At 68.7% G+C, this 25,667-nt stretch carries 23 protein-coding genes; 6 read left to right on the top strand and 17 right to left on the bottom strand.

Going from position 1 to position 25,667, the window contains the following annotated elements:
- Window positions 1–24 precede the first annotated feature (24 nt).
- Together D4766_RS04930 and D4766_RS04935 are read right to left on the bottom strand one after the other, a co-directional pair.
- Complete coding sequence (locus tag D4766_RS04930; protein WP_120716439.1) at window positions 25–699, bottom strand: response regulator transcription factor; 675 nt, start codon at window positions 697–699, stop codon at window positions 25–27.
- Window positions 700–757: 58 nt separating this feature from the next.
- Entirely contained in the window at window positions 758–3,283 is a 2,526-nt protein-coding gene (locus D4766_RS04935) for a DUF2339 domain-containing protein (protein WP_120716440.1), read from the bottom strand.
- An 83-nt stretch (window positions 3,284–3,366) separates the two neighbouring features.
- Between D4766_RS04935 and D4766_RS04940 the strand changes: the two genes are divergently transcribed.
- Window positions 3,367–4,131, top strand: a complete 765-nt coding sequence (locus D4766_RS04940; protein ID WP_234024897.1) for a Crp/Fnr family transcriptional regulator — start codon at window positions 3,367–3,369, stop codon at window positions 4,129–4,131.
- A gap of 10 nt (window positions 4,132–4,141) precedes the next feature.
- On the opposite strand, the gene D4766_RS04945 is transcribed toward D4766_RS04940, so the two are convergent.
- The 9 genes from D4766_RS04945 to kynU form a co-directional block, all read right to left on the bottom strand.
- On the bottom strand, window positions 4,142–6,907 hold the full coding sequence (locus D4766_RS04945; protein ID WP_234024898.1) for a phosphoenolpyruvate carboxylase: 2,766 nt from the start codon (window positions 6,905–6,907) through the stop codon (window positions 4,142–4,144).
- Window positions 6,904–7,518 (bottom strand): bifunctional 4-hydroxy-2-oxoglutarate aldolase/2-dehydro-3-deoxy-phosphogluconate aldolase, encoded by a 615-nt coding sequence (eda, locus tag D4766_RS04950; protein ID WP_120716442.1) that lies wholly within the window; start codon window positions 7,516–7,518, stop codon window positions 6,904–6,906. The genes D4766_RS04945 and eda overlap by 4 nt, the downstream gene beginning before the upstream one ends.
- Window positions 7,515–8,486, bottom strand: a complete 972-nt coding sequence (locus D4766_RS04955) for a glucokinase (protein ID WP_120716443.1) — start codon at window positions 8,484–8,486, stop codon at window positions 7,515–7,517. Before D4766_RS04955 ends, eda begins: the two co-directional genes overlap by 4 nt.
- Before the next feature lie 10 nt (window positions 8,487–8,496).
- A complete protein-coding gene (gene edd, locus D4766_RS04960) occupies window positions 8,497–10,302 on the bottom strand; it encodes a phosphogluconate dehydratase (RefSeq protein ID WP_120716444.1) in 1,806 nt (601 codons plus the stop codon).
- The gene (gene zwf / locus D4766_RS04965; RefSeq protein ID WP_120716445.1) at window positions 10,295–11,755 is read right to left on the bottom strand and encodes a glucose-6-phosphate dehydrogenase; all 1,461 of its coding nucleotides are present in this window, start codon (window positions 11,753–11,755) and stop codon (window positions 10,295–10,297) included. The genes edd and zwf overlap by 8 nt, the downstream gene beginning before the upstream one ends.
- Before the next feature lie 88 nt (window positions 11,756–11,843).
- The gene (locus tag D4766_RS04970) at window positions 11,844–12,260 is read right to left on the bottom strand and encodes a secondary thiamine-phosphate synthase enzyme YjbQ (RefSeq protein WP_120716446.1); all 417 of its coding nucleotides are present in this window, start codon (window positions 12,258–12,260) and stop codon (window positions 11,844–11,846) included.
- A complete protein-coding gene (locus D4766_RS04975; RefSeq protein ID WP_120716447.1) occupies window positions 12,257–13,138 on the bottom strand; it encodes an HpcH/HpaI aldolase/citrate lyase family protein in 882 nt (293 codons plus the stop codon). The genes D4766_RS04970 and D4766_RS04975 overlap by 4 nt, the downstream gene beginning before the upstream one ends.
- Window positions 13,135–13,587 (bottom strand): MaoC family dehydratase, encoded by a 453-nt coding sequence (locus D4766_RS04980; RefSeq protein ID WP_120716448.1) that lies wholly within the window; start codon window positions 13,585–13,587, stop codon window positions 13,135–13,137. The genes D4766_RS04975 and D4766_RS04980 overlap by 4 nt, the downstream gene beginning before the upstream one ends.
- 13 nt (window positions 13,588–13,600) lie before the next feature.
- Window positions 13,601–14,833 carry a kynureninase gene (gene kynU / locus D4766_RS04985; protein ID WP_120716449.1) on the bottom strand — a complete coding sequence of 411 codons (1,233 nt, stop codon included), beginning with the start codon at window positions 14,831–14,833 and terminating at the stop codon, window positions 13,601–13,603.
- Between the two features lie 77 nt (window positions 14,834–14,910).
- On the opposite strand from kynU, the gene D4766_RS04990 reads away from it, so the two are divergent.
- Both D4766_RS04990 and D4766_RS04995 read left to right on the top strand, forming a co-directional pair.
- Window positions 14,911–15,711 (top strand): transglutaminase-like domain-containing protein, encoded by an 801-nt coding sequence (locus D4766_RS04990; protein ID WP_120716450.1) that lies wholly within the window; start codon window positions 14,911–14,913, stop codon window positions 15,709–15,711.
- Window positions 15,712–15,814: 103 nt separating this feature from the next.
- On the top strand, window positions 15,815–16,474 hold the full coding sequence (locus D4766_RS04995) for a L,D-transpeptidase (protein WP_234024899.1): 660 nt from the start codon (window positions 15,815–15,817) through the stop codon (window positions 16,472–16,474).
- A 1-nt stretch (window position 16,475) separates the two neighbouring features.
- Here D4766_RS04995 and tilS read toward each other — a convergent pair whose 3' ends face one another.
- The 5 genes from tilS to D4766_RS05020 form a co-directional block, all read right to left on the bottom strand.
- Window positions 16,476–17,471 carry a tRNA lysidine(34) synthetase TilS gene (tilS, locus tag D4766_RS05000; RefSeq protein WP_120716452.1) on the bottom strand — a complete coding sequence of 332 codons (996 nt, stop codon included), beginning with the start codon at window positions 17,469–17,471 and terminating at the stop codon, window positions 16,476–16,478.
- A gap of 1 nt (window position 17,472) precedes the next feature.
- Window positions 17,473–18,399: a tol-pal system YbgF family protein gene (locus tag D4766_RS05005; protein ID WP_120716453.1), complete on the bottom strand. Its 927-nt coding sequence runs from the start codon at window positions 18,397–18,399 to the stop codon at window positions 17,473–17,475.
- A 139-nt stretch (window positions 18,400–18,538) separates the two neighbouring features.
- Window positions 18,539–19,567, bottom strand: a complete 1,029-nt coding sequence (locus D4766_RS05010) for a helix-turn-helix domain-containing protein (protein WP_120716454.1) — start codon at window positions 19,565–19,567, stop codon at window positions 18,539–18,541.
- A gap of 139 nt (window positions 19,568–19,706) precedes the next feature.
- A complete protein-coding gene (gene ptsP, locus D4766_RS05015) occupies window positions 19,707–21,974 on the bottom strand; it encodes a phosphoenolpyruvate--protein phosphotransferase (protein ID WP_120716455.1) in 2,268 nt (755 codons plus the stop codon).
- Between the two features lie 166 nt (window positions 21,975–22,140).
- Window positions 22,141–22,299 carry a YdcH family protein gene (locus D4766_RS05020; RefSeq protein ID WP_120716456.1) on the bottom strand — a complete coding sequence of 53 codons (159 nt, stop codon included), beginning with the start codon at window positions 22,297–22,299 and terminating at the stop codon, window positions 22,141–22,143.
- 172 nt (window positions 22,300–22,471) lie between these two features.
- Between D4766_RS05020 and D4766_RS05025 the strand changes: the two genes are divergently transcribed.
- Window positions 22,472–22,669 carry a YdcH family protein gene (locus tag D4766_RS05025; protein WP_120716457.1) on the top strand — a complete coding sequence of 66 codons (198 nt, stop codon included), beginning with the start codon at window positions 22,472–22,474 and terminating at the stop codon, window positions 22,667–22,669.
- A gap of 103 nt (window positions 22,670–22,772) precedes the next feature.
- Complete coding sequence (locus D4766_RS05030; protein ID WP_120716458.1) at window positions 22,773–23,228, top strand: DUF1465 family protein; 456 nt, start codon at window positions 22,773–22,775, stop codon at window positions 23,226–23,228.
- Window positions 23,229–23,235: 7 nt separating this feature from the next.
- Here D4766_RS05030 and glpK read toward each other — a convergent pair whose 3' ends face one another.
- Window positions 23,236–24,699, bottom strand: a complete 1,464-nt coding sequence (glpK, locus tag D4766_RS05035) for a glycerol kinase GlpK (protein ID WP_120718070.1) — start codon at window positions 24,697–24,699, stop codon at window positions 23,236–23,238.
- A 58-nt stretch (window positions 24,700–24,757) separates the two neighbouring features.
- Between glpK and D4766_RS05040 the strand changes: the two genes are divergently transcribed.
- The gene (locus D4766_RS05040) at window positions 24,758–25,642 is read left to right on the top strand and encodes an MBL fold metallo-hydrolase (RefSeq protein WP_120716459.1); all 885 of its coding nucleotides are present in this window, start codon (window positions 24,758–24,760) and stop codon (window positions 25,640–25,642) included.
- Window positions 25,643–25,667: the final 25 nt, after the last annotated feature.

Consider the following 25,667-nt stretch of genomic DNA (forward strand, 5'->3'; position numbering starts at 1 on the left):
GACGGCCCCTTTTTTTGGCCCGGTTCAGTCGAGATCGAAGACGTAGCCGAGCGAGCGCACGGTGCGCAGCGCCTCGCCCGCCCCGGACGCTTTCAGCGCGCGACGCAGGCGCCCGACCCACACGTCGACCGTACGCGCGTCGATCGGCGGTTCCTGCTTGCCGAGACCTGCGATCAGTTCCTCGCGCGTGAGCACGCGGTTCGCGTTTTCCGCGAAGTAGCGCAGCAGGCGAAATTCGTTCGGCGGCAGTACCATGGGCCTGCCCTGCCAGCGCGCCTGCAACGCGCGCAGGTCGATGGACAGCGCGCCGAAATCGAGGCGCCCCGGTGCATGCCGCTGGCTGCTGCCGGGTTCGACGGCCATCACCCGGTCGAGAACGCGGGTGCGGTCGAGCGGACCCAAGATGTAATCGTCAGCCCCGGCCTTCAGCGCCCGGCGGCGATCGTCGGCATCGTCTTCTTCCAACACCATTGTGATGTGGGCTTCGGCGGTGCGCGGATCGGCGCGCAGGCGGCGGCACATCTCCAGCCCGGCGAGGTCGTCCATGACCCAGTCGACGAAAGCCCACACCGGCCCTTCGACGAGCCGCTTCGGACCACCTGGGGAAAGGTGCGCGAAGGCGAACCGTCGCCCGTCGTGGACGAAGTCGTCCATTGCTTCCGCGTTCCGGTCGGTGAGAAAGATATTGACCACGTCCATGTCGCCCCGCGCACGTTGTACCGCCGCGGAATGCCGCGCCGATATGACGGGCGCGTGACTATGTTACGGAGGTCGGCAGACTTTCCTGCGGCGTGCGGAGCTGGCGGTTGTAGAACCAGCCGATGCCGATGAGGCTGAAGCCGAGCGCCATGAACGAGGCGATCCGCGAGAGCCCTTCCAGTCCCGCCGCGTCGACGAGGAACACCTTCAGCACCGCGATCACCATCAGCACGAGGCTCCCGATCCGCCAGCTGCGGCTCCCCGTGCGGGCACCCCATGCAAGGAATGCTGCCGCGAGCACGATACCGGCGAGCGAACGCAGCAGGTCTTCGGACTGGCTGACCGGTCCGGTCGCGAGGAGCGAGCCGGCAAAGGCCTGGCGCAGTTCGGAAAGCGTAAAGAGTGCGGCCAAGAGGACGATCCCCGCCTGTATCGCCCAGCGCGGCCACGCGGCCCGAGCCGGCAGCAGCTTCGCGGCAAGCCACAACGCGGCGAAGCCTGCCGCGTACATCGGCAGCAAGGCGTTGGTGAGCGGCAGGGGGCCGACCGCCTGCATGCTCCACAGCGGGTTGTGCAGGACCAGCGCGAACCATGCGAAATGCGCCGTCGCCAGAATGGCGGCGATAGCGGCGACGCGGCCCCAGCCCCGCTTAAGCGCCAGCCAACCTAGCCCGAGCAGAAGCCCTTCCCAGACGGCTCTCTCAAGTACGCCGGTCGCGACGAAATCGGTACCGGCCATCGCCGCGAAGGCGTGCCGGTAGATCGTATGCGCCGCGATCGCGGTCACTGCGACGGCGCTCGCGCCCAAGAGCCGGCGAACCCAGTTCGTCTGCGGCGGGGCGAGCAGGCGCCAGGCCCCCAGTGCGACGGCCGCCGGTGCCGCGTTGAGGAAGACCGCGCGCACGGTCGGCATCCCGGTCATTGCCATCGGCATTCCGCCGATCGCCTGGAGGCCCGCCTCGGCCCAGCGCACAGCCGGACCGATCGCCCACAGCGCGGCGAGGCAGGCAAACATTGCCAACGCACCTGCGAACGTCGCCGACCGCCACGCCGCCGCCAGCGCGAGCAGGCCTGCGGCCCAAGCCATCGCCTGGAGCGGCAATACCTGCGCGAGCGCCGCGTAGGCGATAAGCGCCGCTGCCGCCTGGGCCGCCCAGATCGAGCGGACGCCGGCGCCGTTGCCAGCCCGCCCCGCCCAGTGCGACACCAGCGCGGGGAGCACCGCGACGCCCGCCAGCGCCAGCGCGACGACGACCTGCGGCGCTCCTCGCGGAAACGAGACGAAATGCCAGTGAACCGCCAGCGCGAGGCCGAGGGCCACCCCCGCGGCCTGGGCGACATCGAGCCGAAACCCGGTCCCGCGCCACAGCCGCGCGAGCGGCGGAAGAGCGAATATCGCGGCGATGGCCGCGGCCACCGACGCGAAGAACCAAGGTGTTGGTCCGGTCCATACGAGCAGCAGCAGGATCACGATCGTCGCCGCCACCGCACCGCCTTCGCGCATCGCCGGCATTCGCCAGCCGAACCACGCAAGGGCGGCACCGAGCAGGAGGTACAGTCCCCATTCGAGCGGGCCGAACCCGCCCTGCGCCACGAGAACCGCCAGTTGCAGCGCGGCAATCCCGGTCGCGGCCACCCGTCCCCAGCGGTAGAAACCGTTCGCGCCGCCGAGAAACGCCGGCAGGACACCGCCGAGCAATGCCAGGAACGCCCCGAGCATGACGATGTCGCCCTGCCCGTTCGCCGCGGCCTCCAGCACCAGCAGCGCGCCCCAACCCAGCGCGCCCGCGAGCGCCGCGGCGCCCAGCCATGCACGGCCCTGCCGGTTGCCGGCCCAGCCGATCCCCACCGTGACCATCGCGAGATAGATCGTGAGAAGCGGAAGGTTCGCATTCTCGCTCGCGACCAGTGCCGGGGCTGCGAAGCCTCCGACGAGGGCGAGCACCGCACTCGGCAACCCGAAACGGAACGACAGGCCGATCGCCGCGGCAGTGACCGCCATCAGCCCGACGAACGCCGCCCCGGCAGTTATCAAACCGTACGTACTGCCCGCGAGGTAGAACGCGGCGTACAGCGTCGCCAGCCCCGCGCCCGCCAGCGCCTGTGCCACGCGCGGGTCCGCAACCCGCTCGCGCCAGCGATAGGCGGCCTCGGCCCCGGCGATGAGGGCAATGCCGAAGAGCCCGGCCAGCACGACCCGGACCGGCGGCGTCAGCAGGCCCGCGTCGATCGACCAGCGCACGAGGAAGAACCCAGCCACCGCCAGTGTGACGCCGCCCGCCCAGATCGGCAGCATCCGGCCGAAGAGATCCTCGAAATCGAACGAGCGCTTGCGGTGCGGCGTTTCCTCGACTGCGACCGGCGCCACGGTCGCATCTTCGGGGGGAGCGGGGTCTGGGTCCTGCGACGATGCAACCAGCGGAACCGACGGGCGCATCGCGGGCGCAGGCGGTGCATCGGCGGCGGGTGTTTGCGGCGCAATCAGACCGCTTCTGAGCCGCGCGACCTCGCTCTCCAGTGCGTCGACCTTGCGCCAGAGCCAGGCAACGCCGCCGAACAGCAGGAAGAAGGCGGCATATTCCATCGCGCTCCAGCGTCTACGTCGAGCCCCGAAATATCAAGCGTTGCCGGAACCGAATCCCCGCCCCGATCACTGCAGCCAGAGTGGTGGACGACATCGAACGCTATCCCCTGACGGGGCGCTTCCTGATGGGGCGGTCGCGCCACGCCATGCGCGAGCGCGAAAAGGACCTGCTCGAAGCCGCGATCGAGCGGGTCGCCGATTACGAAAAAACCCACACCGTCGTGGCCCGCGGCGAACTCACCGATCGCAGCACGATGCTGATCGAAGGCTATATCCTGCGCACGATCGAGGAGAACGATCATCGCTACGTCGTCGGCATCCAGGTGCCGGGCGATTTCGTCGATCTCCATGCCTATGCGCTGAAGCGGCTCGATCACGATGTCGTGACGATCGGCCCGACGAAGGTCGGCTACGTGAGCCACGACACGATCGGCCGCATCCACGAAACCGAACCGCACCTGTCGCGCCTGTTCTGGAATTCCACGCTGCTCGATGCGGCGATCCACCGCCAATGGACCCTGAAGCTGGAGCAGCTGAAAGCCAGCCGCCGGGTGGCGCACCGGTTATCCGAGCTGTGGTACCGGCTCGAGATGGTCGGCCTCGCCCGCCCGACCGGCTTCCGCACCCCGCTGACGCAGGTGGACCTTGCCGACATGTGCGGCACCACCTCGATCCACATGAACCGCGCGTTGGGCGAACTGCGCCGCAAGGGCATCGCCGAATTTCGGCGCGGCACCGTGATGACGCGCGACCGCCATGCTCTCGAGATGCACGGGGATTTCGATCCCGCCTATCTCTACGGCAACGGTCTGCTGCGCGTCGGCCACGAACTGGACGCGACCGACTGAGCCAACGGCTTCAGCCGTGTGCGCCGAACAGGTTCGCCACCGCCACCGAGATGCGCAGCGACAGCGCGTAGGCGTCCTCGATCGGGTCGATATACCCGCGGTGAATGGCTGCGTAACCTTCGCCGCCGCCGTTGGGATAATCGGCCGCCTCGTCGACAGCGAAATCGCCCGGCCGGGCCAGCTGCGCCGGATATGCCCGGCGGAGCTGCGCGAGCGCATCGTCGATCCGCAAGGTGAAGACCATTTCCAGCACGTCGGTGCGGCTGACGTCGTTGGCGCGGGCGAATGCAGGAATGCCCACGGCCTTCAGGAACATATGCTGCAGCAACGCAAGCCTAAGCGCCTGAAGCACGCCGATCTCTCGCCGCACTTGCTCGCGCCCTTCGAAGGCTTCCTCCTCGGGCAGCATGTCGAGCAGCCGGTGCAGCTTCAGCGCATCGACCCGCAGCCGCGAGACCAGCCGACGGAAGACGCCGTTGCGGTCGTCCTTGGTGAGGTACTCGGCGAGCGTCGCGCACTGGGCGGCAAGATGGTCTTCCGTCCCGCGATAGGTGCGGCTCGCCCAAAAAGCGGAATTGAACAGTTCGCCGTAGGCCGCGACCGTCTTGATGCTCGCCAGCCGGTTCGATGCCCGCACCAGCCGCACGATCTGCCGTCCGCGGGCGCTGTCGCGCAGCAACGCGGCCATGTCGTCTAGGTTGCCGTCCGCTGCGCTGCCGATGCCCGCGATGATGTTCACCGGGTACCCGAGCTGCTGCAGGATGGCGTTGTGCGGGATCGCGCGGATCTGGCGCAGGCTCATCTCGCGATCGGCCGAGATATCGGACTGGCGGCGCGACTTGCGGCTGCCGGTCTCGACCAGCATCCCCAGCCCGAACGCGGTAATCGCCCGGGCGTAGGTCTTGCTGGCGAGATGGTCCTGCTGGTGATCCTTGATCGCACGGTAGAAATCGAGACTGAGGTCGGTTCGCCGGTAGAAGGGGTCGGTCGGCGCGGCGAGATCGGCGGTGGCCGGGCGAAGCTCGGCAATCCGGACGAGCGTGGCGAGCGCGAACTTCGGCGAACCGAAGAACATGTAGCCGTCTCCCCCCTGGAAGCTCGCTTCGGGCTCCAAGGCGATCCCCGCGCGGGCGAACTTACGCCGGGCCCACGGACTCAGCGGCCATTCGAGCCGGTCTTTCAGGCTCGACGGATGCGCGCCGCGCCCCATCCCCTCGCCGTGCGTGTCGAATACGAGAGCGGCTACGTCGGTCAGCCCGTTCGCGGTCATCGCCGCGGCCATTCGGCCCTGCAACCGCTCGATCGCGAGGCTGGCGGGCACCTGCCCCACGAACCGGCCCGCATCGGAAAACCCGGTCTGGATCGCCACCCGTCCGCGCGTCCGGGCATAATCCTGATACGTGCGTTCCGCGAGCAGGGCGTCGAGCAGGCGTCCGCCGTGCTCAAGCGCGTTCTCGGTCTCGAACAGCGGCGATACGTCGACCTTGTCGGCGATGCCGAACAGCTTGGCGAAATAGAGCGCGGCGAGCACCGTCGAGGGCTGCTCGCACTCGGCGATCAGCATCCGAATCGGCGCGTCGGCATCCACGTGGTTGAGGATCTGCGCCATCGCGAGGAACTGGCGGATCGCGGTCGAGCTTTCGAGCGCCAGCGCTGCGAAATTCGCGCGCAGCGGCCGGACATCGGCAACCATCTCGCGCAAGGTCGCCACCGCACCGCGGCTGGCGATGTCGATCGAGCTGCCATCGGGCAGCCGCCGGCGGATGGCGTTGTGAAGCTGGCTGGCGTTCACGCGGAAATGGATGCCGCCCATGCCGAGGCCATCGGCGCGCATCGCCGCCGCCAGGGTCCGGAGGGCCACCGCGGTGTCGCCGTCAGCCTCTGCAGCAGCTCCGTCCAGCCGGTTGATCAACGGTGCAAGCGACAGGAGCTTGTCGGGATGGTCGGCGGTCAGCCGGTTGGCCGCCGCCGCCAGGACCGCCGGATCGCTCATGTCGCCGGAAAAATCGCCCGCGCGCGCACCCGCCTCCCCCGCGGCAGAGCGCAAGGTCGCGACGAGGTCGTGCCCCGCGTCGATCCCCTCCAGCGTGTCGGCGTACCGGGAAAGCCGCTCGGCTTTCTCCGAAAGGCGGAAGCCGACCGAAGTGTGCCAGCCGATGTCGGTCCGCCCGTCCATGTCGTACCCAACCCAGGTGGCGAAGCGGAACGGCATTGGGGCGAGTTCGCGCCAGCGATCGGGCCACTCGGCTTGCGCCCGGGCGAGCACGGCGCCGACGATCCGGTCGCGCGCATCCTGAGCATGGGCGATCGCCTCCATCGCACGGTCGTGCTCGTAGTCGAGCGTGACCGCGGGGCGCTCGCTCGCGACGACGCAGGCGACCTCTTCGTCACCCGAAACGGCGGCCCGGTCCACCGCGGCGGACTGCGCGGGCGACAGCAGGAAGGTCGGATGCGCGGTGAACACGGCGTGGAGCTGCGGCCGCGACCAGCGTGCGGCGAAGGCGTCGAAATCGGCTTCCTCGGCAACGGTCGCGGACAACGCCGCCTCCGCGCTCGACGGCTCGACGAGGCAGCGCAGACGTGCCGCGCGGCTCGCGAGGCCGGCACATTCGAGTTCGGCAATCATGCGCTCGAAATCGGCAAGCTCGAGATCGCCGGCCTCGAGCGCCCGCGAGAGATCGAGACTGAGCTGGAATACGGGATTGAAGAGCGGCGTTTCGGCAGTGCGCCGGTGATGCTCCTGCAGCCGTTCGACGAGATCGGCGACCGAATTCACTGCGCGAGGCCGGCCGCTTCGCGCGCGAGCCGTTCGATCTCGCCGCGGTCGGGCGTCCACTTGGGCGAAACCCAGCTTCCGCCGACGCAGAGGACGGGCTCGAACGCCAGCCATTCGGCCGCGTTGCCGAGGCCGATGCCGCCGGTGGGACAGAACCGGCACTGCCCGAACGGAGCGGCGAGCGCCTTCAAGGCGGGCAGCCCGCCCGCCGCCATGGCCGGGAAGAACTTGAAATGCGTGAGACCCATGTCGAGACCGCGCATGATGTCGCCTGCGTTCGCGATGCCGGGCAGGAACGGGACCCCGCTGGCGATCGCCGCCCTGCCGAGCGGTTCGGTAAGACCGGGAGAGACGATGAACTCGCTGCCCGCGTCCAGCGCCTCGTCGAGCTGATCCGGGTTGGTCACCGTGCCTGCGCCCACGATCGCGCCCTCGACCGATTTCATCGCGCGGATCGCCTCGAGCGCTGCAGGGGTGCGCAGCGTTACCTCCAGCACGCGCAGACCGCCGGCGACGAGCGCTTCGGCGAGCGGCACGGCATGCTCCACGTCCTCGACCACGATCACCGGAATGACCGGCGCGGTGCGCATGATAGTGGCGATGTCGGTCATGCGTGTTCCGATACGAAAGCGGCGGCCGCGCCGTAGAGGCCCGGCTGGGGGTGGACGATGAGCTTGACGGGCGTGTCGGCCATCATGCCGGCGAACCGGCCCTTGGCGCGGAAGCGTTCGGCAAACGCGGACTTCAGCAGCGTCTCGCGGATGCGGTAGCCGAGACCGCCGGCGATGACGACGCCCTTCGCCCCGTGGGCCAGCGCCATGTCGCCCGCGACCGAGCCCAGCGACATGCAGAACCGGTCGACCGCCGCGGCGGCCAGGCTGTCGCTACCGTCCATCCCGCGGGTCCAGATCGCGATGTCGTCCTCCTCCACCACCGCGCGACCTTCGAGCCCTGCGAGAGCGAGATATATATCGGAGATCGCCGGACCCGACACCACGCGCTCCGCCGAGACGCGTGTGTGCCGCTTGCGCAGGCGCGCGAGGATCGCATCGTCGATCTGGTCGAGCGGCGCGAAGTCGACGTGGCCGCCTTCGGTCGCGGAGACGCGGTAGGTGCCGTCGGCCTCGCGGTAGAGATGCGCCACGCCGAGGCCCGTGCCGGGGCCGAGGACAGTCAGGCGGCCGGTCGCAGGCAGCGGCCCGTCGGGTCCGGTCAGGTGGACGAACTGTTCATCGGGCGCGCGGGCAACTGCATGGGCCACCGCCTCGAAATCGTTGACGATGGTGAAGCGGGTGGCGCCCAGCTTCTCCTCGACCAGCGCGGGGCGGATGATCCACGGATTGTTGGTGAAGCGGATCACCTCGCCGCCCACCGGCCCCGCGATCGCCATGCTGACGGCATCGGGCAGTGTGCCGCCCTTGCGCTCGCGAAAATCCTCCCACGCGGTCTGGAAGCTCGCGTGATCCTCGGTGTGCAGCGTTTCGGGTTCGTCGAGTTCGATCGTCCCATCGTCCGCCGCCCGCGCGATGGCGAAGCGTGCGTGGGTTCCGCCGATATCGACCGCGACGAGTTCCATCATGCCGCCTCCCTCAAAGCCCTGCCGCCGCGAGCATCGCGCTCGCGCCGCGCTCCGCCCCGTCGGCCCCCAGCCGAAACATCGCGTAGAGCTCGCGACCCACGCCGTGTTCGTCCTCGCTCGGCTGCGCAGGGGTGCGGCCCGAAAGGTCGGCGGTCGTCGCCAGCGTGCCGGTGCGCGCGCAGAGCCGCACGACGTCGCCGTCCTGAAGCAGCGCCAGCGGACCGCCCCCCAACGCCTCCGGAGTGCAGTGGATCGCCGCGGGCACCTTGCCGCTTGCCCCGCTCATCCGCCCGTCGGTGACGAGCGCCACGCGGTAGCCGCGATCCTGCAGCACGCCGAGGGGCGGCGTCAGCTTGTGCAGCTCGGGCATCCCGTTCGCGCGCGGCCCCTGGAACCGGACCACCACGATCACGTCGCGGTCAAGCTCGCCCTTCGCGAACGCTTCGGCCACGCCGAGTTGATTGTCGAACACCCGGCACGGGGCCTCAATCGTCCAGCGCTCCTCGTCGACGGCACTCGTCTTGAAACAGGCGCGGCCGATGTTCCCTTCGACCAGTCGCATGCCCCCGTCGGGCAGGAAGGGATCGGAGGCGGGGCGCAGCATCGTATCGTCGCCGGTCGCGCCGACTTCGCGCCACGCCAGTTCCTCGCCGTCGAGCCACGGTTCCTTCGCATAATCCGACAGGTCACCGCCCCAGATCGTGCGGATGTCCCGGTGCGCAAGCCCCGCCTCGAGCAGTTCGCCGATGACATAGCCCATGCCGCCGGCCGCCTGGAAATGATTCACGTCACCCGACCCGTTGGGATAGACCCGCGCGATCAGGGGCACGACACTGCTGAGTTCGGAAATGTCGTTCCAGTCGAGCGCGATGCCGGCCGCGCGGGCCATCGCGGGCAGATGGATCGCGTGATTGGTCGAGCCCCCGGTGGCGAGCAGGCCGACGACCGCGTTGACGAACGCCTTCTCGTCGCAGGTCCGCGCCATCGCGAATTGGGGATCGTCGGCGATAGCGGCCAGCCGGTGCACAGCGGCGCGGGTCAACGCCTGCCGAAGGCCAGTGCCCGGCGGCACGAACGCCGCGCCGGGCACATGCAGCCCCATCATCTCCATCATCATCTGGTTGGAGTTGGCGGTGCCGTAGAACGTGCAGGTTCCGGGGCTGTGATAGCTCGCGCTTTCGCTTTCGAGCAGTTCGGCACGGGTCGCCTTGCCCTCGGCATAGAGCTGGCGGACCTTCTGCTTTTCCTTGTTGCCGATCCCGGTCGGCATCGGGCCGCTTGGCACGAAGATCGCCGGCAGGTGCCCGAACCGCAGCGCGCCCATGACGAGGCCGGGGACGATCTTGTCGCAGATGCCCAGCATGAACATGCCGTCGTACATCGCATGGCTCATCGCGATGGCGGTCGACAGCGCGATGGCATCGCGGCTGAAGAGCGACAGCTCCATGCCGTCCTGACCCTGCGTCACGCCGTCGCACATCGCCGGGGTGCCGCCCGCAACCTGGGCGGTCGCGCCAGCCTCGCGCGCCCAGACCTTCATCTGCGGCGGGTATGCGCCGTAGGGTTGGTGGGCTGACAGCATGTCGTTGTAGGCGGTCACGATGGCGAGGTTCGGCCCGCGCATCCCGGCGATCGCCGGCTTGTCCTCCAGCGCGGCCGCGAAGCCGTGGGCGAGGTTCGAACAGCCCAGCGAATTGCGGTCGGGCGCGCGGTCCCGCTCGCGGTCCATCAGGTCGAGATAGCGGCGCCGGCCCGCGGCGCTGTTCGCCACGATGCGCTGCGTCACCCGGTGGACGGTATCGTTCAGATCAGTCATGCCAGCTCACCCCGTCGCGTTCGGCCAGTGCGATTGCCGCGCTCGGACCCCAGTTCCCCGCCGAATACGGCTTCGGTTCGAGCCCGCTCTCGGCCCATCCGTTGCGGATCGCGTCGATCCACTCCCATTGCGCCTCCACCTCGTCGCGGCGGACGAACAGGGTCTGGTCGCCTTCGACGAGGTCGAGCAGCAGCCGCTCGTAAGCGATGCGTTTGACCGCGCCGGCAAAGGCATCGGGCATCGATATGTCGAGCGGCACCGGCCTGAGCCGCAGCCCCTCGCGGTCAAGGCCGGGCACCTTGGCCATCAGCGACAGGTGGACGTTCTCCTCGGGCTGGATCCCGATCACCAACCGGTTGGGCTGGGTCTTCGCGCCGCGCCCCTCGAAGATCGAGAACGGAATGCAGCGGAACTGAATCACGATCTCGGTGACCCGCTCGGGCAGCCGCTTGCCCGTGCGCAGGTAGAACGGCACGCCCTTCCACCGCCAGTTGTCGACGTGCGCCTTGATGGCGACGAACGTTTCCGTATCCGAATCCTTGCCGAGCTCGTCGTCGTACCCCGGGACGGTCCTCCCCTCGATCGCGCCGGCCCGGTACTGTCCGGTCACCGTCTCGCCATCCTTCACGGGCCGAAGCGATCGCAGAACCTTCACCTTCTCGTCGCGCACGGCGGTGGAATCGAAGCTCGTCGGCGGCTCCATCGCCACCAGCGCGAGCAGCTGCAGCATATGGTTCTGCACCATGTCGCGCAGCGCGCCGCTGTCGTCGTAATAGGCAACCCGGCTTTCCAGGCCGACCGTCTCGGCCACGGTGATCTGGACGTGGTCGATGTAGCTCGCGTTCCAGATCGGCTCGAACATGATGTTCGCGAACCTCAGCGCGAGGAGGTTCTGCACCGTCTCCTTGCCGAGGTAATGGTCGATGCGGAAGATGCGGTCCTCGCTGAACGCCATGGCCACCGCGTCGTTGATTTCACGGCTGCTGGCGAGATCGGTGCCGAGCGGCTTTTCGAGGCCGATGCGCACGTTCGGACCGGCAAGGCCGGCGGACTGCAGCCCGGCGATCGTCGGCTCGAACAGGCTCGGCGCGGTGGACAGGAAGATGGCCAGGCCCTGCCTGGGCTCACCGACCTTCTTCGCCAGTTCGTCGAACCCCTCGATCGTCGTGGCGTCGAGCGCCTGATAGCTGAGGCGATTCAAGAATTCCGCCATGCCGCCGCGGCGCTTGGGCGGAAGATACTTCTCCAGCGCCTCGCGAGCGAAGTTGCGGAATTCGCCGTCGGTCATCTCGGACCGGGCGGTGCCCACGATCCTGAGATCGGGCGACAACAGTCCGTCGTGCGTCAGCGCGCAGAGCGAGGGGAGCAGCATCCGCTGCGACAGGTCTCCGGTCGCGCCGAACAGGAGAAGGCGGTCGGCGGAAAAGGCGGCGTTTGATCCGGTTTCGGTCATCGTGCTCCGGGCTTTGCTTGGGTGCTGCCTAGCAAGAGGGCCGCGGCGGGCATAGCGCGAGCATACTTATGCACGCGCGTCCGCATTGCTATGCGCCGATGGCGGTCAGCACCACTTCGCGCCGCTGTGGGCGCGCGCGATGTTCGGCGAGATAGATCGCCTGCCACGTGCCCAGAAGCATCCGCCCACCGGCAAACGGGATCGTCAGCGCGCTGCCGGTGAGCATGGCCTTGACGTGCGCGGGCATGTCGTCCGGCCCCTCATCGTCGTGCTCGTAATGGCTCCCTTCGGGCACCGACCGGTCGAGCCAGCGCAGCAGGTCGCGCTGCACCGCGGGGCTGGCGTTCTCGCTGATCAGCAGGCCCGCGCTCGTGTGGCGGCAGAACAGCGAAAGCGAACCCTTCACCAGCCTTGTTTCGGCGAGCGAGACCGCGACGCGCGCGGTGATGTCGGTCAGGCCCTGCCCCGCCGTCTCGATGCGGAGGATGCCCTGCGCGACCGTCACGCCTCGGGCAGCCCCAGCGTCCGGCGGGCGGCGCGCAGATGCGGCACGTCCAGCATCTTGCCTTCGAGGCCGACGACGCCCGCCCCCGGCTCGGCGGCGAAGGCATCGACCACCTTCTGCGCGAAGGCGAGTTCCTCTGCACTCGGCGTGAAGCTGTCGTTGATCGGGCCGACCTGAGCCGGATGGATGGCAAGGCGGCCCGAGAAGCCTTCCGCACGGGCCTGCCGGCTGCTCGCGGCGAGCCCCGCTTCGTCGCGGAAGTCGGCTTGCAGGGTCTCAATCGCCGGCACCCCGGCGGCATGGGCAGCCATCAGCACCATGCTGCGCACAAGGCGATAGGTGAACAGCCATTCCCCGTCGGGCCCACGGTTGCCGGTCGCCCCCAGCGCCGCGGCGAGGTCCTCCGCCCCCCAGGTCATCGCGCGCATCCGGGTGAGCCCGGCCGCCGCGTAGTCTCCGAGCCGGAAGGGCGAGATCGCGGTCTCGCTGACCAGCGGGATGATCCCGATACTACCAGGCTTGCGCCCATGGGCGAGTTCCATGTGATCGAGCAGGTCCGATAGCTTCGCCACGCAGTCCGGGCCGTCCGCCTTGGGCTGCATGATACCGGCAGGTGCGAAGGGCACGACCGCTGCTAGGTCGGTTTCCATCATGCCGCTGCCGAGCGGGTTCACCCGGACCCACAGTTCGGGCGCGCCCGGCGCATCGCGGTCGAAGGCATGCAGGAAATCGGCCACCTTGGTTCGGGCGGCAGGCTTGGCGGACAGCGCCACCGCATCCTCGAGGTCGAGGATCACCGCATCGGCGCCGCATCCGGCGACCTTGGCCAGCTTCTTGTCGCTGTCGCCGGGGATGAAGAGGAGACTGCGCAGGGTCATGCCGGCTTCTTTCGCTGGAGGCCCGACCGCTTGCACGAGGCGACGAGCGTGCCGTCCTGGTTGTAGGCGCGGTGGGCGAAGGTGACGATGCCTGCGTTGGGGCGCGACTTGCTTTCTCGCAGTTCCAGAACCTCGCTCTCGATCCGCAGGGTATCGCCGATGAAGGTCGGAGCCGGGAAGCGCACTTCGTCCCAGCCGAGGTTGGCGATCGCGGTGCCGAGTGTCGTGTCGCCGACCGACACGCCCACCATCAGCGACAGGGTGAAGCACGAGTTGACGAGGATCCGCCCATACTCGCTGTCCTTCATCGCCTCGGCATCGAGGTGCAGCGCGGCCGGGTTGTGGCTCAGCGTCGTGAACAGCAGGTTGTCGGTTTCGGTCACCGTCCGGCGGATCGGGTGATCGAAGGTCTGGCCGACTTCGAGTTCGTCGAACCACAATCCGGGCATCGCGTATTCTCCTTCAGGTGACCGCCGAGCGGACCTTGTATTCGGACCGGTCCCACGCGCCAGCGGCCATGATGTCGGCGAGGATGTCCACCGCGCGGGCGACCTCGGCGTGGGTCGTATAAAGCGGGGTCAGGCCGAAGCGCAGGATGTCGGGATCGCGGAAGTCGCCGACGACCCTGCGTGCCTTCAGCGCCTGGACGATCGCGTAGCCCTCGGGATGGGCGTACGCGACGTGGCTGCCGCGCGCTGCGAGATCGGCGGGTCCGACCCATGCGAACCCATACTCGCGGCAGAGCGGCTCCATCGCCTCGCGGAATACCGTGGCCAGGCTCAGCGATTTCGCGCGCAGGCCGGCCATGTCGGCTTCCAGCATGAGATCGACGCCGACTTCCAGCGCGGCCAGACCGAGGACCGGCGGGGTGCCCGCCAGGAACCGCTCAATACCCGGCGCCGCCTCGTAGTCGTCGCGGAAGGCGAAGGGGGCGGTATGGCCGAACCAGCCGGACAGCGCGGGCAGCGCGCTGTGCTGATGACGCTTCGCCACATAGATGAAGGCCGGCGCCCCGGGGCCCCCGTTCAGGAACTTGTAGCCGCAGCCGACCGCGAAATCGGCATTCGCACCTTCGAGATCGAGCGGGACCGCCCCGACGCTGTGGCTGAGGTCCCAGATCGCCACTGCGCCCTTGGCCTGAATTGCCGCCGTGACCGCGGCCATGTCGCGCATCGCGCCGGTCTTGTAGTGCACCTGCGTGAGAAGAACGGCGGCGGTATCGTCGTCGACGGCATCCAGCACGTCGCCTGGCGCGACGGCCTTCGCCTCGACGCCGGTGAGCGCGGATAACCCTTGCATCATGTAGAGGTCGGTCGGAAAGTTGCCCGTCTCGCTGAGCAGGACCGTGCGGTCCGGCCGGAGCGAGGCGGCCGCGGCGAGTGCCTTGAAGATATTCACGCTGGTCGAATCGCAGACGACGACCTCACCCTCGCCTGCACCGACGATCCGGGCGATCTTGTCGCCGATACGGCGCGGCGCCTCGACCCAGGCGGCGTCGTTCCAGCTGGCGATCAAACCTTCGCCCCATTCGCGGCCGACAACCTCGGCGAGGCGGGCTGGCGTCGCGGCGGGCAGCGCGCCCAGCGAATTGCCGTCGAGGTAGATCGTGCCGTCCGGCAGCGCGAACCGCCGGCGGAAAGCGGCCAGCGGATCGGTGGCATCGAGTTGGGGGGCATCGAGTTGGGCGGCATCCATCGCTACCCGCGCTAGCGCCGCGCCTTCGCCGCGACAAGCGCTGGACCCAACGCCCCGCCGGTGCGTAGTGGGCGCATATGCCCATCACCATCTCCACGAAGTTCGACTTCACCCTCGACCAGCCGACCGACGTCATCCTCCAGTTCGAGGCGGCGACCATTCCCGAACAGGAGATCGTCTCCTGCAACAGCGTGCTGTCGAATTCCGAGCATTGCGCCCGCGTCCCCGCCCACGACGGCATCGGGGAACGCGTGCTCGTGCGCGCGGAGGGTAAGTTCGAAGTCGCCTACGACGCGGTGGTCGAGGTGAAGCGCCTCACGCCCGACATCTCCGGCCTTGCCCAGCTCGCCCCGCACGAACTGCCCGAGGACGCGTTCGAATACCTTCTCGACTCCACCTACTGTCCGGCCGACCGATTCCAGTCGATCGTCGAGGAGGAGTTCGGCGAACTGCAGGGCGGCGCGCGCGTGCTGGCGATCCGCGAGTGGGTGGCAAACCACCTCACCTACACCCCCGGCAGCAGCACCAGCACGACGACCGCGCTCGACAGCTATGTCGAGCGGCGCGGGATTTGCCGCGATTACGCCCACGTCGTCATCACGATGTGCCGCGCCTCCACGATCCCCGCGCGCTACGTCTCGTGCTTCGCGCCCGGCGTCACCCCGCCCGATTTCCACGCGCTGGCCGAGGTCTTCCTCGCCGACGAAACGATCGAGGGCGGGGGCGCATGGTACATCGTCGATGCGACCGGAATGGCCGAGCCGGGCGAAACGGTGAAGATCGGCGTGGGCCGCGACGCGGCCGACGTGAGCTTCCTGACCAGCTTCGGCGCATCCCATTTCGGCAACAAGACGGTGACCGTGACGAAGTCCGACTAGCCGGGCGTTAAGGTTTGTCCGGACGCCGTCCCGCATGGGGACGCGGCGGGAGAGGCGGTGGAACGCGGCGGTACGCTCGCGCATACCGGCGGCCATGGATACGATGATCAAGTATATTGGCGGGGCGACTGCTGCGGTGGCGCTTGCCATCGGCGGCATCGCCTACGCCGGCGGGATGTTCGAGGGCGCGGCGGAGCCTGTCCCGGCCATCGAGGATGCGATCCCGGTCGACGCGGCCGCGATGGCTTCGAAAGGCGGCCCCGAGGCCGCCGCCTCGACGACACCCGCAGCCGCCGATGCCCCGTTCACGGTCAGGCGCGTCCTGCCGATCGACGGCCCAATCAAGTACGGCGATTGGCATTGGGACGACGCCGGCGTGCCCGATGGCCCGATCGTGATGACCGTCGACCTCGACGCGCGCGTCCTGTCGGTCTTCAAGGGCGGCTACGAGATCGGCGCCGCGGCCGTCCTGGTCGGAACCGACGACTATCCGACCCCTCTCGGCACCTTCCCGATCATGCACAAACAGCGCCACAACGTCAGCGAGAAATACGACAACGCGCCGATGCCTTGGTCGATGTTCCTCACCAGCGACGGAGTGGCAATCCACGGCGGCAGCACGGTCGAAAACGGTTATGCCAGCCATGGCTGCATCAGCGGACCCGACGAGTTCATCAGCCGGATATTCGCCGTCGCCAAGCCCGGCGACAAGGTCGTGATCACCCGCGGCGCGACCATGCAGATGGGCGACAAGATCGTCTGACCTAGCCGCTTCGGCGGGGGCCCTCGCGCTCGAACAGCCACGCGTCGACCTGCGTATTGGCGTGTTTCCGATGCAACGCCCGGCGCACGCGCACGCCGCCCAGCGTCGCGTGACGTACGCTCCGCATCTGCAGCACCAGCCGGGCCGCGGCCGTGCGCGAAACTTCGCTGCCGAACCTGCGCAGGATGTCGACGACCACCTCCACTTCCACGATCCGTGGCCAGCCCGCGTAGAACCACACGGCCTTGCCATCCTGATGGACGTGAAGCGACAGGACGGTCGCGACCTGGTCGGCGACGACTTCGCCGGCGTCCTGCAACCACTCGGCGCTGCGCGCGATGGCAACCGGATCGAGGTCGGGCAACGCATCGAGCATGCGGCGCACCCTGACGCGATCGAAGCGATCGTCGTCGTTCGACGGATCGCGCACCGGCTCGATCCCGGCACCCTCCACGATGGCCGCCAGTTCGCTTTTCCGCCAGCCGAGCAGCGGGCGGAGGAGGAGATATTCGCACAAGGGATCGTCGCTTACGATGACCCGGCGTGCGCGTACCCCCGAGAGGCCCTCGAGCCCGCTACCGCGAGCAAGCCGCATGAGAACCGTCTCGGCCTGGTCGTCAGCATGGTGGGCGGTAGCGAACACCCCGGCCCGGCGCATGCCGAAAGATCGCAAGAGAGCTGCGTAGCGCGCCGCCCGCGCGCGATCCTGCAGGTTGCCCCTGCCTACCTCCACCCGCAGCGTTTCGTGATCGATGCCGAGCGAGCGGCACAGGTTCGCGACGAAAGACGCCTCGTTCGAGCTTTCGGGGCGCAGGCCGTGATCGACCGTCGCCGCGACCACCCGTCCAGGCAGGGCGGCATGCGCAAGAAGGAGCAAGGCGAGACTGTCGGGCCCGCCCGAAACGGCGACCCCGAACCGATCGTCACCCTCGAGATCGGGTTGCAGCCGATCGAGGTCCGCGCGGAAACGCTCTACGGCTTCGGGCGGCAGTTCCACATCAGGTGCACTTCACTTTCGCCCGGTCGCCTTCGTACTGGCTCTTGAGCCGGCCGCTGGCCACCGCGGGATAGGTCTCGCCGAATTCCGCAAGGGCGATGCAGGCACGCTTGGTGTCCTTCTGCGCCATCATCGCTTCGGCGAGATAGAGCAGGCTGTCGGGGGCGCGGGCGCCCTGCTTGTCGGTCTGGTAGTTCTTGAGGAACCACGGCGCGGCGTCCTTGGCCTTGCCGTCGTCGAGATAGGCCCGGCCGAGGAGGTTGCGGCCGTAGCTGATCCGCTCGTGACGCGGATATTTCTCGACGAACATCGTCAGCTGCTGCTGCGCCTCGGGGAAGAAGCCCGCCTCCCACAGGCGGAAACCATAGCTGTACTCGTCGTCGCCGGCGTTGTCGGTCTTCGGTTTGGCGATCGCCTGTACCGCGGCGAGCCGTTCAGCGGTCGGACCGGCCGGACGGGAGGCTGCCGGAGCGGGCGTCGGGGACGGTCGCGAAGCGGCGGGTGTAGGCGTCGCCGCCGAGATCGGCGCCGGAGTTGCCTGGGCCGCGCTCGCCGCTGCACTGCTGGTTACCTCGAGCGCACCCAGGCGCGTGCCGAGCTGGGCGATCGCGTTGGTGTTCTCCTCGGTTTGCGAAGTGAGGCGCGCGATCTGCGATTCCATCGCGTCGAGCCGAGCGAGGATGTCGGTCACCGCGGTCGTCGACGGCGCATTGGTCGTGCCGCCCTGCTGCTGCTGCGCGGTGATCTGCGGCTCGAAATAGCGGCCGTCGCCGCCCGGGAAGACCTGTCGCTGGAGCGCGCGGATCTCGGCCTCGGCCTTGCGAAGCCGAGCCTCGGTGGTGGTATCCTGCGCCGAAGCCGCGGCCGGCACTGCGAGCCCGGCCAGCGCGAGCGAAGCGAAGGCGGCGCGCGTGAAATTCATCCCCATCGGACGATCATCCCCTCAACAAATTTCCGGTTCTCCCTGTCGCCGCATGCGGTCGAACGGCGGGTGAACGGCGGTTACGGTTAACGCGCGGTCGCAGCCCTTGTCGAGCATGCGGTTCGGCGCGGTGGTGGACAGTGGATCAACCCTGCGTATCGGCGGCCTCGCCAGCGGCCGTCGGGACCGGCTGGACGACGGGGGTGGAGACGGTCGGCACCGCGGCGGGCCGGCTCGCGGTCGGCCGCGGACGCGGCGCGCTCGTCCGGCGGGGGGCAGGCGCGGCGCTGCGCGTCGGCGCGGGCCGGGCGGTTCGGGCTGGCGACGAACGCGCGGCACTCGCTTGCGTCTGTTGGGTCGTCGCAGGGGCTGGCGATGTCGCCTGCGGCTGACGTGCATCACGCGCGACCAGCGCCTCGGCACTCACCGGGACGTCCTTCACCACGCGCTGAGTGTCCGACAGCCTGGCCACCGGGCGACCGCCCACGGTGATCGCCAGCGCATCCGGACGCCCGGTCCAGACCTGAGGGCCTTCCGCATCGGCGGGAACGGCGTAGGTTTCGCCCTTGGCCATCTCCTTCTGCATCAGCTGGGTGCCGCCGGCATCGTAGAACTTGACCCACACGCCGTCCTCGAGCGCGGTGAAGACGACCTGGCCGCCCTGCGGTGTCGCCGGCGCCGAGGGCGCGGGCGTCGCCATCGCGGCCTGCGCGGCGCGCTGTTCGTCGAGGAGCGAGCCCGGCCCCGCCCCCGGGGCGAGGACCCGGTCGTAGAACATGTAACCGCCGACCGAGAGCAACGCGATCGCAAGCAGGCTCAGCAGCGCGAGTCCGCGCGAGGGGACGCGCGCCGGATCGCCGGGTTCGAACGTGGCGGCCCGCGAGTGAACGGCCGGGCGCGACATCGCGAGTTCGGCCCGCACTTCCTCGACGATCTCCGCCGGGTCGAGGCCGACCGCCTTCGCATAGGTGCGGGCAAAGCCGGTGGCATAGGTACGCGCCGGTAAGGCGTCGAAATCGCCCTTCTCGATCACTTCCAGATGGCGCTGCGGGATCCGGGTCTCGGCCGCGACCTGTCCGATCGTCATGCCCGCCTGCTCGCGCGCAAGCCGCAAGCGGTCGCCCGCGCTGTGCAGCGGCAATTGTTCGCCGTGCGAACCCGTGATTTCGTCCATGTCGCGTCCCGGTTTTACGACTTCATCGACCCCGCCCGCACCAAGAGGCGGCGCGCCGCACGGTGTCAAGCGTTCCGACACCTTCCCTTCTTCGGCCGAGCGACGAAACGCGCCTCAGTCACGGCGAAGCAATCGCGCGTCAGTCGGCCTCGATGCCGTGTTCCGCCGCCCACTCGGTCAACGCGGCTCGCATGTCTGGCGGCGGGGACGACATCCACCGCGTCATCGCAGCGGTGATCGCGGCAAGATCGACCTTGCGCACCAGTTCCTTGATCGGCCCGACCGATACCGGCGTGATCGACAGGCGCCGAAAGCCGAGCCCCAGCAGCGCGAGCGCCTCCAGCCGCCGCCCGCCCATTTCGCCGCACACGCCGAGATCCACGCCCGACCCCGCGGTCGCGAGCGCGATGCGCTGAAGGAACCGCAGGATCGCCGGGCTCAGCCAGTCGTACCGTTCGGCAAGCTTGGGATTGGCCCTGTCGGCGGCGAAGAGGAACTGGGTGAGGTCGTTGGTCCCGACCGAGATGAACGAGACCTTCGGCAGCAGCAGGTCGAGCATTTCGGCCAGCGCCGGCACTTCCAGCATCGCGCCGTAGCGGATCGCCTCTGGCAGAAGTTTCTTCTGCCCTTTCAGCCAGGCGAGCTGCCCGTCGAACACCGCCTTGGCTGCATCGAACTCCCACGGTTCGGACACCATCGGGAACATGACGTAGAGCTGCCGTCCGGCAGCCGCCTCGAGCAGGGCACGCGCCTGGGCCTTGAGCAAGCCTTCGCGTTCCAGCGCAAGCCGCAGCGCGCGCCAACCCATGGCGGGGTTCTCCTCGTGCTCGGTCGCCTCGCTCTCGAGGTAGGGCACCGCCTTGTCGCCGCCGATGTCGACCGTGCGGAACACCACCGGCTTGCCTTCGGCCGCGTCGAGCACGTCGCGGTAGAGCCGGGTCTGCCGCTCGCGCTGCGGCAGGGTGGCGGATACGAGGAACTGGAATTCGGTTCGAAACAGCCCGATGCCGTCTGCCCCGACGAGCGGCAGGTTCGCCATGTCGTCGCGCAGGCCCGCGTTCATCATGACCTGAATGCGGGTGCCGCAACGGGTGAACGGTTCGACGTCGCGCAGCTCGGCGTAGGCGGCCTGCCGCTGCCGCTTGAGGGCGAGGCGCTCGGCAAAAAGGTCCTGCGTCTGGCCGGTGGGGCGGATGTGGGCGACGCCCTTGTCCGCATCGACGAGCACCTCGTCGCCTTCGCGGACGAGACCGCGCAACCCCTGCACCCGGCCCAGCACCGGCACGCCCATCGCCCGCGCGACGATGACGACGTGGGCGGTCAATGATCCTTCCTCCAGCACGACGCCCTTCAGCCGGCGGCGATCGTATTCGAGGAGTTCCGCGGGACCGAGGTTCTTCGCGATCAGGATCGTGTCGCGCTTGAGGCCCTGGCTCGCCGCGGTGCCGAGCTGGCCGGAAACGATCCGCAGCAGCCGGTTGGACAAGTCCTCGAGGTCGTGCATCCGGTCCGCCAGCAGCGGATCGTCGATCTCGCGCATGCGCATCCGGGTGCGCTGCTGGACGCGTTCGATGGCCGCCTCGGCGGTCAGGCCGCTGTCGATCGCCTCGTTGATGCGGCGCCCCCAGCCTTCGTCGTAGGCGAACATCTTGTACGTCTCGAGCACCTCGTCGTGCTCGCCGCCCTTGCCGAACTCGGCCTGGCTGGCCATCACTTCGATCTGGTCGCGCATCTTGTCGAACGCGCGGTAGACCCGCTGGCGCTCGGCCTCGGTATCGTCCGCGACGACCTGGTCGATATGGATGCGCGGCTGATGGAACACCGCCTGTCCGCCCGCCAGCCCCTTCACCAGCGCGAGCCCGGTGGCCGACTGCGGGCCGGACTGCGCTTCGCCGACGACCCCCTCTTCCTCGTCGACGAGGCCCGCGTGCGCGATGAGTTCGCTGAGGACCATGGCGACGGTCTGTAGCGCCTCGATCTCCACGTCCTCGTAGCGGCGGGGATCGGCGTGCTGGACGCACAAGGTGCCCACCGCGCGGGCGCGATAGACGATCGGCACGCCGGCGAAGGAGTGGAACTTGTCCTCTCCGGTTTCGGGGCGATAGGCGAAATCGGGGTGCGCCGCCGCTTCGGCGAGGTTCAGCGTCTCGATGCGTTCGGCGATGATGCCGTTGAGGCCTTCGCCCACGGCCAGCCGGGTGACGTGCACCGCGTCCTGTTCCAGCCCGCGGGTGGCGAACAGTTCGAGCATCCCCTCGCGCAGGAGGTAGATCGAGCAGACCTCGCTATCGAGGCTTTCGCCGATGATCTGGACGACCTGGTCGAGCTTGCCCTGCGGGTGGAGGCGCGAGGCCATGACCTCGTGCAGGCGGGTGAGGATCGTGCGGGCGGCGTTGGCGGCTGTCATCGACCGCGGTGCCTAGCGCATCGGACCGCGCATGGGAAACCGCGCGGCGCCGGAAATCGTATCCGGGCAGAAGGCCGATGGCGCGCCCCGTGTCCCGCCGAAGCGAAACGCCGGAGCGCGCCACCCTCCCGTCGCTGGTCCATACGGCGAACGGGTTGGCGAAGGCCTAGATCGCGCTCAGTTCCTCCTTGATGCGCAGCTTGGCCTTCTTGAGTTGCTGGATCGTCCCGGCGTCGGGCGCCGGCCGGCACATCTCGTCGTGCAGGCGGGCCTCGAGGCTGGCGTGCTTGGTTTCGAGAGCGTTGGCGTGGGACGATGATAGCATCGGTGTCTCCTTTCGAAGGGTGCGACCCAGAAAAGCGACTCGTGCCTCGCGGACACGAGCCGCGTGAAGGGAATGAACCACACCGATCCTGTCTTGCGAACCCCTGACATTCCCCTAATTCGACGGACCGCAGGCAAACGTGCGACGGACCGAGACAGGGGGGACAAGCGGCGTGACCGAGCAGGAACTGAAGAAGCTGCTGGCCTCGCTGCGCACCGAGCATCGCGATCTCGACGCTGCGATCGATGCGCTGTCGGCAGCGGGCTCGACCGACCAGCTGCAGATCGCACGCCTCAAGAAGCGGAAACTGCGCCTGCGCGACCAGATCTCGATCGTCGAGGACCAGCTACTGCCCGACATAATAGCGTGAATCCCGGGTAAACCTGTGCCGCCGCGGGACAGGTCCCAGAATTCTCGGGATTGTTCGGTTACCGTTCTGGCGAGCGAAGGATGGTCTGGGTAGCGAGGTCCCGATGGCCAGCCCAACCGACATCAGCCAACCGATCGTCGAGACCCTCTACTGCGAGGCGCTCGTGCTCGCCGACGAGGTGCGCGCGGCGTTCGACCTTTCGCCCGCGCGCACGGGAACCGAGGACCTGGTGCGGATCGCCCTGTCGGTGGAAGGCTTGCGCACGACGACGCGGATGATGCACGTGCTGGCCTGGCTCCTCAATCACCGTGCCTATTTCGCCGGCGAACTCAGCGAATTCCAGTTGCGGCGGCATGGCGTGCTTCCGCCCGACCGCCCCGCCGATCCGGAGCAGCTCGCGTTGCTCGAGCCGGAAACCCGCGCGTTGATCGCCGACAGCATGGCGCTCCACGGACGGATCGCCCGCCTCGACAAGGCATGGCGCGATCGCTTCATTGTCGAGCCCGCAGCCGTCCTCAGGTGGCACGAACGGCTGGGCAGGGAATTCTCGGCCGGCTGACCGCCGCTCAGATCGCTTCCAGCGCGCGTTTCCAGCGCTTCAGGCGATCCGCCCGCTCCTTGCCGTCCATCGCAGGCTCGAACCGGCGGACCCTGCCGCGCATGGCAGCCGCAGCGTCTTCCAGCGCGGGAAAGAGCCCTGCCCCCACGGCCGCCAGCATCGCCGCGCCGAGCGCGGTCGTCTCGATCATGTCGGGCCGCTCGACCGGGACCTCCAGCACGTTCGCGAGGTCCTGCGCCATCCAGTCGTTGGCGCTCATTCCGCCGTCGATCTTCAGGCTGGCCCAGCGCGCGCCGTCGGCGGCGAAGGCATCGGCAAGATCGCGCGTCTGGTGCGCCATCGCTTCCAGCGCGGCGCGCGCGATCTGCGCGCGGCCGGTAGAGAAGCTCAGGCCCGCGATCACCCCGCGCGCATCGGCCTTCCAGTGGGGCGCGCCGAGGCCGGATAACGCCGGCACGATCGTCACCCCGCCGCTGTCCGGCACCGAACGTGCCAGCGCCTCGGTCTCCGCCGCGCTGTCGATCACGCTCAGAGCGTCGCGCAGCCACTGGACGAGGCTGCCGGCGACGAAAACGGATCCTTCCAGCGCATAGGTCCGCTTGCCGCCGGACTGCATCAGCACCGTGCCGAGCAGGCGATGCTCGGACCGGGGCATCGCCTCGCCCATGTTGGTGAGGACGAAGGCGCCCGTGCCGTAAGTCGATTTGGTATCGCCGGGCGCGAAGCAGGCCTGCCCGATCGTCGCGGCTTGCTGATCGCCGGCGAGCCCGGTGATGGGGATGCGCGGGCCGAGCAGTTCCGTCGCTGACAGTGCGCCCTGCGTGTCGACGACCCGCGGCAGCGCGACACGGGGAACGCCGATCAGTTCGCATAATCCCTCGTCGAACTGTTGCCCGTCCAGGTTCAGCAGCAGGGTCCGGCTGGCGTTGGATGCGTCGGTCAGGTGGTCGCGGCCTTCCGACAGTTTCCACACCAGCCAGCTCTCGACCGTGCCCAGCGCCAGCCGCTCCGCCGCAGCAGCCGAGCGCACCTGCCCGTCGTTGTCGAGCAGCCAGCGCATCTTGGTGCCGGAGAAATAGGGGTCCAGGAGCAACCCCGTCGCACGCTGGACCAGGGGCTCGTGCCCCGCCTGCTTCAGCTCGGCGCAGAAACCGGCGGTCCGGCGATCCTGCCACACGATCGCGCGGGCGAGCGGTTCGCCGCTCTGGCGGTCCCACGCCACCACGGTCTCGCGCTGGTTGGTGATGCCGATCGCCGCGATGGTATCGGCGCCGACCTTGTCCGCGACCTCCTGCGCGCAGGCGAGCGTAAACCGCCAGATCTCGTCGGCGTCGTGCTCCACCCAGCCGGGCTGCGGATAGTGCTGGGTGAGCGCCTTTTGCGCCACGGCGGCGACGTGGCCGGCACGGTCGAAGGCGATCGCGCGAGTGGATGTGGTACCCGAATCGAGGACGAGGATATGGTCGGTCATCTGGCGGCAGTTCTCCCGGCGCGTGACATGCGCCGCCCCGGGCCCCATATGCAAGGGGATGGCAGGCCCGCCCCCCAAACCCTGGCCGACCGGCAAGGTCGAGCGCCTCGAACCGCTGGTACGCCGCGTCCTCGCGCCCAATGCCGGTCCCTACACCTACACCGGCACGGAAACGTATCTGGTGGGCGACGACGATCGGATTGCGGTGATCGATCCGGGTCCCGACGATCCGCGCCACCTCGCCGCGCTGACCGACGCGATCGGCGATGCGCAGGTCGCCGCGATCATGTGCACCCACACCCACCGCGACCACTCGCCCGCGTCGCGCCCGCTGGCGGAGGCGACTGGCGCACCAATCGTGGGATGCGCGCCGCTGGTGCTCGACGACAGCGGCCCGCGCGCCGACGCGAGCTTCGACCGGCATTACGCCCCTGACAGGGTGCTGGAAGACGGGGAGGCCATGACGGGCCCGGGCTGGACGCTGACCGCGGTCGCCACCCCCGGGCACACCTCGAACCACCTGTGCTTCGCGCTCGAGCAGTCGGGCGCGCTGTTCACCGGCGATCACGTGATGGGCTGGTCGACCAGCGTCGTCGTTCCGCCCGATGGCGACATGGGCGCCTACATGGCGAGCCTCGACAGGCTCTACGCCCGCGCCGGAGAAAACGGCGACCGGGTCTATTACCCTGCCCACGGCCCGCAGATCGACAATCCGCGCCAGCTGGTACGCGGGATGATCGGTCACCGCCGCCAGCGCGAGAACCAGATCCTGCGCATCCTTCGCGAGGGACCCCATGCTGCCGCCGACTTCGTACCGCGCATGTACAAAGGGCTCGATCCGCGCCTCAACGGGGCGGCGGAGATGAGCGTGACGGCCCATCTGGTCGATCTGGAACGCCGCGGCATGGTTGCCCGTACGGGCGACATATGGGCCGTATCGTAGCGGGAAGCGGCTCTACTCGAACCCC

The sequence above is a fragment of the Tsuneonella amylolytica genome, from assembly GCF_003626915.1.
In the GTDB taxonomy this organism is placed as follows: Bacteria; Pseudomonadota; Alphaproteobacteria; order Sphingomonadales; family Sphingomonadaceae; genus Tsuneonella; species Tsuneonella amylolytica.

What these genes read in the sequence shown, in the direction of transcription:
- D4766_RS04930 (WP_120716439.1), bottom strand. Translation starts at nt 699, where the DNA reads ATGGACGTGGTCAATATCTTTCTCACCGACCGGAACGCGGAAGCAATG.
- D4766_RS04935 (WP_120716440.1), bottom strand. Translation starts at nt 3,283, where the DNA reads ATGGAATATGCCGCCTTCTTCCTGCTGTTCGGCGGCGTTGCCTGGCTC.
- eda (WP_120716442.1), bottom strand. Translation starts at nt 7,518, where the DNA reads ATGACCGACATCGCCACTATCATGCGCACCGCGCCGGTCATTCCGGTG.
- D4766_RS04955 (WP_120716443.1), bottom strand. Translation starts at nt 8,486, where the DNA reads ATGATGGAACTCGTCGCGGTCGATATCGGCGGAACCCACGCACGCTTC.
- edd (WP_120716444.1), bottom strand. Translation starts at nt 10,302, where the DNA reads ATGACTGATCTGAACGATACCGTCCACCGGGTGACGCAGCGCATCGTG.
- zwf (WP_120716445.1), bottom strand. Translation starts at nt 11,755, where the DNA reads ATGACCGAAACCGGATCAAACGCCGCCTTTTCCGCCGACCGCCTTCTC.
- D4766_RS04975 (WP_120716447.1), bottom strand. Translation starts at nt 13,138, where the DNA reads ATGACCCTGCGCAGTCTCCTCTTCATCCCCGGCGACAGCGACAAGAAG.
- D4766_RS04980 (WP_120716448.1), bottom strand. Translation starts at nt 13,587, where the DNA reads ATGCCCGGATTGTGGTTCGACGAACTCGAAGTCGGCCAGACCTTCGAT.
- kynU (WP_120716449.1), bottom strand. Translation starts at nt 14,833, where the DNA reads ATGGATGCCGCCCAACTCGATGCCCCCCAACTCGATGCCACCGATCCG.
- D4766_RS04990 (WP_120716450.1), top strand. Translation starts at nt 14,911, where the DNA reads ATGCCCATCACCATCTCCACGAAGTTCGACTTCACCCTCGACCAGCCG.
- D4766_RS04995 (WP_234024899.1), top strand. Translation starts at nt 15,815, where the DNA reads ATGATCAAGTATATTGGCGGGGCGACTGCTGCGGTGGCGCTTGCCATC.
- D4766_RS05005 (WP_120716453.1), bottom strand. Translation starts at nt 18,399, where the DNA reads ATGGGGATGAATTTCACGCGCGCCGCCTTCGCTTCGCTCGCGCTGGCC.
- D4766_RS05010 (WP_120716454.1), bottom strand. Translation starts at nt 19,567, where the DNA reads ATGGACGAAATCACGGGTTCGCACGGCGAACAATTGCCGCTGCACAGC.
- ptsP (WP_120716455.1), bottom strand. Translation starts at nt 21,974, where the DNA reads ATGACAGCCGCCAACGCCGCCCGCACGATCCTCACCCGCCTGCACGAG.
- D4766_RS05020 (WP_120716456.1), bottom strand. Translation starts at nt 22,299, where the DNA reads ATGCTATCATCGTCCCACGCCAACGCTCTCGAAACCAAGCACGCCAGC.
- D4766_RS05030 (WP_120716458.1), top strand. Translation starts at nt 22,773, where the DNA reads ATGGCCAGCCCAACCGACATCAGCCAACCGATCGTCGAGACCCTCTAC.
- glpK (WP_120718070.1), bottom strand. Translation starts at nt 24,699, where the DNA reads ATGACCGACCATATCCTCGTCCTCGATTCGGGTACCACATCCACTCGC.
- D4766_RS05040 (WP_120716459.1), top strand. Translation starts at nt 24,758, where the DNA reads ATGGCAGGCCCGCCCCCCAAACCCTGGCCGACCGGCAAGGTCGAGCGC.